The sequence below is a fragment of the Dehalococcoidales bacterium genome (assembly GCA_030698765.1).
Lineage (GTDB): Bacteria > Chloroflexota > Dehalococcoidia > Dehalococcoidales > UBA2162 > JAUYMF01.
The window spans coordinates 1-11,206 of the sequence record JAUYMF010000116.1; the positions used below are offsets into that span (position 1 = coordinate 1).

9 protein-coding genes and 2 tRNA genes are annotated in these 11,206 nt (G+C 54.1%); 4 read left to right on the forward strand and 7 right to left on the reverse strand.

What is annotated here, in order from left to right:
- Nucleotides 1-312 precede the first annotated feature (312 nt).
- Nucleotides 313-1,707 carry a DNA repair protein RadA gene (gene radA, locus Q8Q07_05760; protein MDP3879794.1) on the forward strand — a complete coding sequence of 465 codons (1,395 nt, stop codon included), beginning with the start codon at nucleotides 313-315 and terminating at the stop codon, nucleotides 1,705-1,707.
- Nucleotides 1,704-2,669, forward strand: a complete 966-nt coding sequence (locus Q8Q07_05765; protein ID MDP3879795.1) for a hypothetical protein — start codon at nucleotides 1,704-1,706, stop codon at nucleotides 2,667-2,669. Before radA ends, Q8Q07_05765 begins: the two co-directional genes overlap by 4 nt.
- Before the next feature lie 276 nt (nucleotides 2,670-2,945).
- Here the strand turns inward: Q8Q07_05765 and Q8Q07_05770 are convergent, their stop codons facing one another.
- The 6 genes from Q8Q07_05770 to Q8Q07_05795 all read right to left on the reverse strand — a co-directional run bounded on the left by Q8Q07_05770 (nucleotide 2,946) and on the right by Q8Q07_05795 (nucleotide 7,841).
- The gene (locus tag Q8Q07_05770; protein MDP3879796.1) at nucleotides 2,946-3,251 is read right to left on the reverse strand and encodes a hypothetical protein; all 306 of its coding nucleotides are present in this window, start codon (nucleotides 3,249-3,251) and stop codon (nucleotides 2,946-2,948) included.
- A gap of 43 nt (nucleotides 3,252-3,294) precedes the next feature.
- Nucleotides 3,295-3,367, reverse strand: a tRNA-Ala gene (locus Q8Q07_05775).
- A gap of 127 nt (nucleotides 3,368-3,494) precedes the next feature.
- Nucleotides 3,495-4,682: a M20 family metallopeptidase gene (locus Q8Q07_05780; GenBank protein ID MDP3879797.1), complete on the reverse strand. Its 1,188-nt coding sequence runs from the start codon at nucleotides 4,680-4,682 to the stop codon at nucleotides 3,495-3,497.
- A 184-nt stretch (nucleotides 4,683-4,866) separates the two neighbouring features.
- Nucleotides 4,867-6,309, reverse strand: coding sequence for an L-serine ammonia-lyase, iron-sulfur-dependent, subunit alpha (locus Q8Q07_05785; protein MDP3879798.1), 1,443 nt, complete (start codon nucleotides 6,307-6,309; stop codon nucleotides 4,867-4,869).
- Nucleotides 6,310-6,349: 40 nt separating this feature from the next.
- A complete protein-coding gene (locus tag Q8Q07_05790) occupies nucleotides 6,350-7,228 on the reverse strand; it encodes a nitroreductase family protein (protein ID MDP3879799.1) in 879 nt (292 codons plus the stop codon).
- A 61-nt stretch (nucleotides 7,229-7,289) separates the two neighbouring features.
- Nucleotides 7,290-7,841 carry an L-2-amino-thiazoline-4-carboxylic acid hydrolase gene (locus Q8Q07_05795; GenBank protein ID MDP3879800.1) on the reverse strand — a complete coding sequence of 184 codons (552 nt, stop codon included), beginning with the start codon at nucleotides 7,839-7,841 and terminating at the stop codon, nucleotides 7,290-7,292.
- A 271-nt stretch (nucleotides 7,842-8,112) separates the two neighbouring features.
- On the opposite strand from Q8Q07_05795, the gene Q8Q07_05800 reads away from it, so the two are divergent.
- Together Q8Q07_05800 and Q8Q07_05805 are read left to right on the forward strand one after the other, a co-directional pair.
- Entirely contained in the window at nucleotides 8,113-10,092 is a 1,980-nt protein-coding gene (locus Q8Q07_05800) for an aldehyde ferredoxin oxidoreductase C-terminal domain-containing protein (GenBank protein MDP3879801.1), read from the forward strand.
- A 57-nt stretch (nucleotides 10,093-10,149) separates the two neighbouring features.
- A complete protein-coding gene (locus tag Q8Q07_05805; protein MDP3879802.1) occupies nucleotides 10,150-10,683 on the forward strand; it encodes a hypothetical protein in 534 nt (177 codons plus the stop codon).
- A gap of 109 nt (nucleotides 10,684-10,792) precedes the next feature.
- Here the strand turns inward: Q8Q07_05805 and Q8Q07_05810 are convergent.
- Nucleotides 10,793-10,865 (reverse strand) — tRNA-Arg (locus tag Q8Q07_05810).
- Between the last annotated feature and the right edge of the window lie 341 nt (nucleotides 10,866-11,206).

Here is an 11,206-nt window from a genome sequence, read left to right on the forward strand (position 1 = left end):
CTCCACCATTATTTTAATCCTTGGCTCCGGGCAAGTCAAACACTTCTCTGACTGCGGTTCTGCATTTAGTTGGTTATATTTGTCATTGCGAGGAGTCCCGATGCAATCGGGACGACGTGGCAATCCGGGAGAGGTTGTAACTTCTCCACCACATGGATTGCTTCGCCCTCGGGACTTCGGCGTGAGACTTCGGCGTGAGCTCAGTCGAACGCTGAACTCGGGCGGAAGCCTTCCGACTTCGTCGGAATGGTCTCGCAAGGACAGAACCGCGTCTTATTGCGTTATCGTCCCGAAATGGAGTAAAGTGACCCCATGACCAGACAAGATAAACAGACCACCAGAACCGTTTTTGTATGCCAGCAGTGCGGTAAGGAAAGCCTGAAATGGCTGGGGCGCTGCCCCAACTGCCTGGAATGGAACAGCCTGGTGGAAACAAAGGCTACAGTCACTGCTGCCCCCCGTTATGCCCCGGCAGGTAACCCGCCACGGGAACTGTCCGAAATCAGTGGTGAAGCCGCCGATCGTTTTCCACTGCCCCTGGCCGAGTTCAACCGGGTGGTGGGGGGTGGACTGGTTCCCGGTTCACTAATGCTCATCAGCGGTGATCCGGGTATCGGCAAATCAACCTTACTGCTTCAGGTCGCAGACCTGGTAGCGCAGGCGCGGGGCAGAGTTGTCTATGTTTCCGGTGAGGAAACGCAGCACCAGATTAAGCTCAGGGCGGAACGCCTGGGCATAAAAGGCACCGGGCTTTACCTCCTGGCGGAGACTGACCTTGAGGTCATCCTGACCCAGCTTGAGGAACTATCACCCGGCCTGGTGGTTATTGACTCCATTCAGGCTGTTTGCCTGCCCGAACCGGGTACCGCCCCCGGCAGCATTACCCAGGTGCGGGAATGCACCATAAAGCTGATGCACTGGGCAAAACTGAATTCAGTACCCGTTTTCATCGTCGGGCATGTCACTAAAGACGGCGCTATTGCCGGCCCCCGCGCTCTGGAACACATTGTCGATGCCGTGCTCTACCTGGAGGGAGAGTCTTTCAGCGCTTACCGGCTATTGCGCTGTGTCAAAAACCGCTTTGGTTCCACCAACGAGATAGGCGTCTTTGAAATGAAGGGACAGGGCCTGGTTGAGGTAGATAATCCATCACAGGCATTCCTATCACAGCGGTGGAATGAGGCGGTAGGTTCAGCGATTGTGCCTGTCCTTGAGGGTAGCCGCCCCCTGCTGGTGGAGATCCAGGCGCTGACCAACCCTACCAGCTTCGGCTTACCCCGGCGTGTGGCTAACGGGGTCGATTTTAACCGGCTGCTGATGATTACCGCCGTGCTGTCCAGGCGGACCGGGCTAAAGCTCGGCAACCAGGATATTATGGTAAACGCCGCCGGCGGACTTAAGATTGGTGAACCGGCGGCTGATTTAGGCATTGCCCTGGCCATAGCCTCCAGCTTTCGTGATACCGGTGTTGACCCGGAACTGGTGGCTGTGGGTGAAATCGGTTTGAGCGGCGAGCTGAGAAGGGTCTCCCAGCTGGAACGGAGGGTGAATGAGGCTGCCCGCCTGGGGTTTAAGCGCTGCCTGGTCCCCAAAGCTGGCCCGGGAATCAGCCCGGCGCCCGAAGGCATCGAGATTATACCGGTGAACACTCTGAGAGAAGCGATGATGGTGGGGCTGGTTGGGGAAAAGCGGAGGCAAATACTATGAAACAGAGTACAAGTATTATAATCATAGTCTGTGTAATAATCGGGCTTATCGGTACGGGGGGAGGCTACGCCGCGGGCTATGCCATCTACGAACCGAAAGTGAGAAGCTATGAAGTACAAGCAGCAAGTCTTGGAGCACAGCTTGCCACACTTGAGCGCGCTATTGCCAATCAGGAAACCAGCATCGCTATCCTGGAGTCGGCCAAATCAAAACTGGAAACGGACCTGAGCGGCGTTCGGGAGGAAACAGCGCGCTACCAGCAGCAGGTAACCGGACTGCAAGCGGAAGTCTCCAGCCTGCAAGCCAAGCTCGGCGCCATCGAACCGGAGGTATCCGCCCTGGAAAAGCGGCTCACCGGAATACTCGGCATCAATGTAACTCAAGGTTATCAATGGATTTATCAGGGGACTCCCTGGCAGTGGGACTTGCCAATCCCCCTGTCACTTTATGTTGAATATCGGGAACGCCCCAGGCCTGAATCCGCGTTTTACTGGGTGGAGATGGCTAAAGACCCCGGCGATGACCTGTATATTGACCGGATGATTGAGCACATCGAGAGCATCGCTCTGGAAGGCAATTTCAGCGCGGTTGAAAAGCTCAATTTCGTCATTGCTTTTGTGCAGGGTCTACCTTACACGGTTGATGAAGAAACCACCCCTTACGATGAGTACCCGCGGTACCCCATAGAAACAATTTTTGACCGGGGGGGAGACTGCGAAGACACATCGCTGCTGGTAGCCGCTCTCCTCGACAGGATGGGATATGATGTTGCCCTTCTACTGCTTAGAGAGGCCCGGCACATGGCGGTGGGTGTTGCCCTGGCCGGTGGTTCCGGCTCGTACTACCTGCACAACGGTAAGAAGTACTTCTACCTGGAGACAACCGGGGAAGGCTGGCAAATCGGGGAATTGCCTTCCAGTATTACTGACAGTAGCGCGCAGGTCTACCCGCTGAGAAGTTAGCGGTAATTTTGCTATTTTACCGGGGTACCCGGTCTTCCCGTTCTCCATCATATCTGGCAACTGGCCGTATCTATCAGATGAGTTCCACCTATTGATAATTTAGGGTAATTCCCAAAAGAACCGGAAGTTTATCCTGCTTGAATCATACGAAAGCAAAACAACGCGATAAGCGAACTTTCGTGGCACACTTACTAAACACAAGTGAAAATGGAGCTGAGGTATCAATAGGTGGTACTACTAAGGACTTCGAATTGAGCTTCGGTCTGAGTTGCTGAGTTACTTCCTATCAGATTCGTTCTTCCGAGCGATTAAGCGCTGGGTAAGGTCGTCCGCCTCTGGGTCACCAGGATATCGAGATAGGATTTCGATTATTTCATTCATGTTGTAGTCCCAAGGGGCCACTCCTTCCAGAATCAAAGCAGCATCTCTTTTGGCTCGGGAATAACTCACGGTGGGGTAGCCGCCTGAGCGTAATATCGCTTTCTGGAAGTTCCAGATTTTGATTACGACTACAAACATAGTAATGAACATTGCCACGCTCACGATGGCTAAAATAAAATTCAGAACTTGAATGCCCACCATAAAAACCACTCCTTAATACTTTGTAAATAGATTATAAAAGAAATGGAGATAGGGGGATTCGAACCCCCAACCTCTGCGATGCGAACGCAGCGCTCTCCCAACTGAGCTATATCCCCGCGTTTACGTTAGGAATTATAGCATATCTTTTCCCTGTCAGTCAGCCACCTTATTAAATCTCCGGCCGTATATTGACAGTCGTTCAATAAGCACGCGGGAACTGCGCTTTCTCAGATTATCTCCCCGTCATTTCTCCCGCTTCTTGGCTGCCTGGAACTCCGCCTTGACCTGGCTGAGCGTTTCCTCGCTGGTGAAAAGGTCAACGGCGGTCATTGCCAGTGCCTTGGCGCCATCAATTAGCCCTTTCAGTCCGGCTTCTGAGGCGGCGGCGACCGCCATCTCCGGGGAGTGTCCAAGCACCTTCTTCGGGGCGATGGCTACGGAGGGGTGGATGCCGGGCACTATCTGGCTGACGTTACCCATGTCCGTGCTGCCATAGGACTTGCCCGGCCTGGCCAGCCTTACCGTGCGTCCCAGCGACTGCATATTGCGCTGGAAGAGGCGGGCCATGGTCATATTATTGAGGAAGGGGGCATAGTACCCCTCCCCCCATTTGAACTCAAGGCGCGCTCCGGTGGCGGTGGCCGCCCCGATAAAGCAGTTCAGCACCCGCTGTTTCAGTTCTTCGAGGTATTTCATGTCCTCCGCCCGTACCAGGAAGGAGCCGGCGGCGTGCGCCGGTACGGCGTTGACCGCCTGGCCGCCGTCAGTGATGACGCCGTGGACGCGGGCGGTGCTCCGGATATGCTGGCGCAGTGAATTGATGGCCGTGAAGGAGAGCAGCATTGCCTCCAAAGCGTTGATGCCTTCCTCCGGCTTAGCGGCGGCATGGGCTGACTTGCCGAAAAACTCGACATTCAGCGGCCAGGCCGCCAGTCCGTGAGTGGTAACGGCATTGGCTGTCCCCGGGTGTACCATCATTGCCGTGTCCAGGTGGTCGAAGCCTCCCCGGTCCGCCATTATCGCCTTACCGCCCCAAATCTCCTCAGCCGGTGCGCCAACCACGGAGATAGTGCCCTTCTTGCCCCGGTCAACCACCAGCTTTGAAGCGATGGCGGCGCCAACAGCCATCATGCAAATCAGGTTATGACCACAGGCATGACCGAGGCCGGGCAGAGCGTCATATTCCGCCACCAGGCCAATAACCGGCTTTCCCTGCCCGTAGCTGGCCCTGAAGGCGGTGGGCAGCTCACAGATACCCCGTTCTACGGAAAAGCTGTTTTCCTCGAGGAATGCGGTCAGCCATTCGGCTGCCTTGACTTCGTGGAAACCCAGCTCGGGGTTGGCGTGAATCTTCAGGCTCAGTTCATTGAGTCGGTCTTTGTTAGCCTCCACCTCCCGGCTGACGGCAGTCTTCAGTTCGTTCACTTCCATCGTGTCCTCCTTGTACTGAAAATAAAGCGGGCCTATTACGCTGTTACAGTTAATCCTTCGTTTAATAGAGAGCCACCAAAACTGTCATTGCGAGGGCGAAACCCGAAGCAATCCGCTATCCGAGAAACGGATTGCTTCGCTACGCTCGCAATGACGAGCGGTACAATTTAAGTGATACAAGCTACTAGTTGGGCAGAGGCGTGTCCTGTAGAAATTCAATGATTTTCCGGTCGGCGCCAGCCATGGCCCGGGAGATACTGCTGATGCGCTGCAGGGTAATCATGGCGTCCTTGTTGACGATGCCGTCGATATAGGCTAAATCAGGTTCACGGCAGGCAAGCAGGGCGCTTTCTACGGCCACTCCGGTAGCTACGGCCGCTTTTAAGGCGCAGCCTTCCTTACCGCCATCACAAATCATGCCTATGATGCTGCCTCCCATATGGTTTATGGCCTGCCCGATGATGCCGGTCCTGTTCTCAGCGGACTCGGGAGTAAGGTAGTAAGCAATTCCGGCGGTCACCCCGATGCCGGTAGTGGTATCGCAGCCGCAGGAAGCAGAGAGCTTGCCGGTGCGCAGGCTCATGTAGTTGGCGATCAGATAGACCAGCCCGGTGGCTTTAACCAGCTTCTCCCAGTCCCCGGGGCTCCTCTCCGGCAGTAAGTCGATGGTTGATTGCCAGTCTATCCTGTCTTGCGGGTGTTTCCTGTTGTACTCAGACCAGGCGATTATTATCAAGGGTAAGGTCGCTACCAGTCCCTGGTTTCCTGAGCCGGCGCAGGTCATTACCTTAATGTTAAAGCCGGCCATTCTGGCCTCTACCGCCAGGCTGACCTTCTCCCTGGTTATGTTTACGTAGTCACCGGCCAGGTCTCCTTGCGCGGCAAAATCCTTCATGGCAAGCCCGAAGGTCCTGCGCTTGAGCTTGATGAATAGCTCCTCCGTGCTGAGCAGCGCCTTGAAGTTGGTCTTCAACGCCTTTTCCAGCCTTTTCCGGGCTTTCTTACCCTTTGCCCGGGGGGTTAGCCCCGACTCGATAATTTCAATAAAGTCGCTCACCCGTTCGATTCCGGCCAACTTGTCAAGCTCACCGGGAGTCTCCGGCTTTTCAAATACTGGTTTCCCCTCAACCTCGATATAGGAGATATTAGAATGGTCTCCGGAGATGCGGGCTATTCCTTTTTTCCCGCCAGCGGTAACCTCCGCCTCAATCCGGACATTATCCCATTCGTGGATGGGGACCACCGCGACCTTTTCTGCTTTGAGTAACGAAGCGGCCTCTTGAGCCTTCTCCTCTTCCAGATCGGTGAATAGCTCCAGTTCCCGGGCAGGGTCACAGAATAAGCCCAGCGCCGCGGCATTGAACGGCCCCTTCAGTCCCTGCCGGTAGGGGATACCTACCTGTAAGGCGTTCTTGAATATCCCCCGGCTGGCCCTGACCGTTATGTTTTCAATGCTCTGTCCGATTTTTCCGGGAGATAAGTTCAGCCTTTTGACGCGATAGTCCGCCGGCAGCCTGCCGTGGATGGCGTTGAAGGCGACGGCGGTGGCCAGGCCGATAGCCGCCGGTTCCGTGCAGCCGACGGACTCCCTGATACTCTCATCAAAAAGCTTACTAATATCTATCAAGGTTATACCCTGAGTTTCAGTTGCGGAGAACAATCATGTCTTATTTCCGGATCATGTAGTATTCAAATGGCGCCCGGGATGATTTGGCGGGTACTATTGCCGACCAGCCGATGGCGATATGCAAGGCAATTTCTATGTTCTCGTCTTTGAGACCCCATTTCTCCTTGAACTTGACATCGGTACCGTTCTCCACACCCCGTTTGCTCAGCCAACAGCCGCCCAGGCCAAGAGCATGGGCCATCAACAGCATGTGGTCGCCGGCTGCGGCGCAGTCATAACCACGGTTTTGCGGCACAGCCTGGGGCAGGTCCTGTCCCACTGTTGCGGTCGGTCTTTTATCATAGCCGATGACAATGATAACCGCGTTCTCGGTCGAAATATCGCTCCAGCACCAGCTCTTTTCCTCCTCGGTCTTGAGGACGATGAAGCGCACCTCGTCAAGGTTGCAGCCGATGGGAGCCATGATACCGGCTTCAATCACCTTGTTGATCATCCAGTCGGGGACTTCCTTCTTAACCCAGTCGCGTACGGAGTGACGTCCCCAGAGCAGCTTGTGCACGACCTTCATCTCCTCCTCGGAGAAAGGCTCGGGCAGAGGGTCGGCGATTTCTGGTTTCTCTCCGGCGCGGACCTTGGCGGCGGCGTCAAGGTTCATCTTGCACCACTGGATGTCAGGTTCATCTTCCGGGTAACCTCTTTCCCGCCAGACATCAAAGACAATCTGGGCCTGCATGCCGAAGCCGGATATGGCCCTGCCCGTCCACTTGACCAGGGTGGAATAGAGGGGAACCTCGATGTTGTGGTGCGTCCGTTCGTGGAGCAGACCACGCAGTGACACCTCATCCAGCTTTCTGATATCGTCCTTCTCGTACTGTTTGAACGCGGTGCTTACCCTGGTAATCTCTCTTCCTTCTTGCATTCTTTCCTCCTATTATTATTTAGACAAAGGATAATGCGTGGTGATGAAACGGGGTTACCTTTTACCGGTCAATATATGACCAGTCCTTGTCTTTATCCGCGAAGTCTTTTCTCTCCTGCTCCGTGGTCGGCCTGACCGCCATTTCACAGTATTCATCCCCGCCCGGTAGCGCCTTCAGGTGCATTAGTTTATAGTCGGGATTGAAAGCCATGTACTTTGCCGGGTCAACGTAGCAGTAGAGGCGTCCCAGTTCACCTTCTCCCAGCTCATTCCATACCTTGCCCATGACACAGCCGTAAGCCCTTCTCCGGGTTTCTCCTTCTACTTCTACTGCCTCTCCGCCGTCATGCATCCCGTAAAGGGGCAGGTCACTCTTGAAGTTCGCCGGGCTGTCATCCGCTCCCCGGGCTTTAGCCGCGGCTCTGGCTTCTTCCCCGATTCTAATGCCGTAGTCCTTGATGGCTTTTAAGATTAGCTCTTTCCCCTTCTCCTCGCCCAGTTCATCGACCAGTGTCCGGGCGAAGGCAATGTGCAAAAGCCCCAGCCTGGCGCAGACCTTTCTTACCTGTTCCCTGGCTTCTTCCAGGGGAACGGTTTTTTCTTTCTCAGTCATTCGAGTCCTCCTTGGACAGTTTCACCCTTTTATTATAGCGTGTTTTGCCTGTTTTCTCCCATCACGGGCGCCGGTACTGTTCCAGCTTCAGGTGGATAAAGAGTATCACCTGTTTTTCCGGTTTGTCAAACGGTGTCAGGCTCGTAATCGCAAGTCCTGTCCGGCTTCCGGAAACAGATTGACAGGCGTGCTCTTACCTGGAGAAAATTTGACACAAATCGGGGGAGGACAATATAATTTAACTGGGAATCTCTTCAATGCGGGTGATGAGATGTTTTATGGTTGGGCTGGCGCTAATTTAGAAGTTGATTTGTCCCGGGGCAAGACCTGGAAAGAAGCGGTGAAACGTGAGTCGGTCGAGGCCTTACTGGGGGGTAAGGGGACCAACGCCAGGATATTATGGGATAGAGTCCCCCCCGAGGTTGATGCCTTCTCCCCGGATAATCTGCTGATAGTGGGTACCGGGGCGCTGGTTGGTACCATGCTGCCCAGCGCTAACCGCACCATCATTACCTTCAAGTCTCCGGTGACCGGCATCAAGGCATATTCGGCGATGGGTGGATTTTTCGGGGCAAAGCTGAAAGCTGCCGGATACGATACAATCATTATTTCCGGTAAATCCCCCGTGCCGGTGTATTTATGGATAGATGATGACCGGATTGAGATACGAGACGCCAGCCATCTCTGGGGCAAGGGTATCTTCGAGACTCGAAGAATCATTGAAGAGGAGCTAAGTGTGGATGGCGTTGAAGTCATTTGTATCGGGGCTGCCGGTGAGAACCGTGTCTTTGCCGCCAGCATCGAAGGGACCAATGGTGTCAGTGCCAGCCGGGCGGGCCCGGGGGCGGTCATGGGGGACAAAAAGTTAAAGGCGATAGCCGTTCACGGCACCAAAGATATTAATATTGCTGATGGCGCCAGGTTCGTTGAGCTGTGTCAGCAGATTATGGATCGTTCCGGTCCGGTAAGGGAGAAATCGGCTAAAAACGAGTCGGCGACAATAACCTACGGACTGGTTGGCGGGAATATAGAGGTTGTCGGGCATTTCAGCGGCAATATTCCTGCTGAAGTGCGGCAGAAGGTCAAGGATTTACCCCGCCAGGTCAACGATTTTGCTCAGAAATTTAAGGCCCGAGAGGTGGCCTGTTACAATTGCCCCATCAGGTGCAAGTGGGTATACCCTTCCGCCGTTGGTGAGCACGCTATCACTATAAAGTGCCAGCACTCTTCGGCGGGCATGATTCACTCCCGGATAATTGATTGTGGCTACGGAATGAAGTTTTACAGTTTGTGCCAGGAGCACGGACTGGACGATATCTCGCTGGCTAACTACATCGGCTTTGCCATTGACCTGTACCAGAGGGGTATTTTGACTGAAGCGGATACCGGGGGTATGGAGCTGGAGTGGGGGAACCCGGAAGCGGTCTATTCCCTGATTGAGAAGATTGTCCGGCGGGAGGGGATTGGCGATGTCCTGGCTGACGGGGTCTACCGGGCCGCGCAGCGGATTGGTAAGAGCGCGGAAAACTATACCTATCACACCAAGAAGCTGGAACCTCTGCCTTTTGATGTTCGGGGCAAGCCTCATGTTGCCTTGCCGATTGCTACTATTGACAAGGCAGACCGCACCCGGGGCTTGAGCGGGACGCAGAACCAGGTCTGGCAACTGCCGAGAGAAGAAAGGGAGGCATACATCAAGGCTGGATTTTTCCAGTTTCCCGAAGAGTTTGAGAAGTACTTCCTGACCGATTTTGATATGAGCGGACGTGACTATGAGGGTTTGTGCCAGTTTGCCGTTTATAATGAAGAGATTCTGGCCATGACCGATATGCTTGGCGTTTGTTTTTTCTGGACGAATTTCTTTCCCTACCCGCCGATAAACAGTCGCGCTTTGATGGCTGATTTGATCTCCGCGGCCACTGGTATGGATGTTGATGAAGCGGAGGCAACCAGGATGGCGAGGCGGGTGATAAATCTGACCCGGGCCTATAATGTGAGGGAGGGTATAAGCAGAAAGGACGATAATATCCCGAAGATATTTTTCCAGAAGGCCGCCGAGCCTCCCTATCATCAATTTGACCAGGCGTTACTGGATAAGTGGCTTGACCGTTATTATGAACTGAAGGGATGGGATGAGCGTGGCATTCCCACAGCCGGGATACTGGCAGAATTGGGGCTGGACGGCGTGCGCCGGGAACTGGAGAACCGGGGAATACTGGCGGCACCGGGCGTTGTTGCGTCAACAGTCTGAATCTGCTTTAATAGAGGTGGGGTGAGGTTTTCATAAATATTAAATTGGAGAGGAAGAATGGCAACAAAGTTAATTAAGATGATAAGAATCGACGCTGATAAATGCAGCGGTTGCCGGGCGTGTGAGGTGATTTGTTCCGCCTACCATGCCGAACCGCAATATAGCATTGTTAATCAGAAAAGGTCCCGAATCCGGATATTCCGGGATGAGGAGAATGATCTGTACGTCCCGATACTGGCCGGGGCGTATACGGACGTCGAGTGTAATAGCCATACCGCGACTGTGATTAAAGGGAAAGAATACGGGGAATGTTCCTTCTGCCGGCAGTCCTGCCCTTCCCGTGACCTCTTTAAGGAACCTGATTCAGGTCTGCCGCTGAAGTGTGACGTGTGCGGGGAACCGATGCCGGAGGGGGGAATCCCGATGTGTGTTAAATGGTGCCTGGCTGATGCCCTGGTCTACGTGGAAAGGGAAGTGGACGAGGAAACCGGGAGGGTAGTCAGTGAGCGGGTACTGGGTCAGGCGACGAAGCCGGCGGAAGAGGCCGAGAAAGTCCCCGCGGGTATCGGCAAGGTTGCCGAAGAAGGCTAATATTTTCTCCTGCGATGATAGTTAATGCCAGGGAAGCGTAGCTTCCCTGGCATTTTTATTTTGGATTTTTTGCCCGCTATTTTCTGCCGGCTGAGTTTTCACAAACCAGCGCGCCTGGAGGGATTCGAACCCACGACCCTCGGTTCCGAAGACCGATGCTCTATCCACTGAGCTACAGGCGCCCCTTGACGTTTAATTATAACACAGGATGGGGACAGCCCTGTCAATGACTCGCTCGCTGGAAGTGTGATATAGTTTGAGGAAAGGGACATCTAAACTCTCAATCTAGGAGCTAAGAGGCAACCACAGAAACCTGACCAGAAGCAAGGAAATAACCCCTGCGAAGACAGCTAATCCTATTCCTCCCAGGAAGGCTCTTAACCCAACCGCTCGAATGAAAGAGATTTTTACTTTCAAACCTATAGCGGCAAAGGACCAGGACAGTAGAAAAGTAATAGCCGGTGATAGGTAGGTAGAATTAAAGTAGAGCCATTGGGACCGGATGGGTAGAGATTCCAACCCG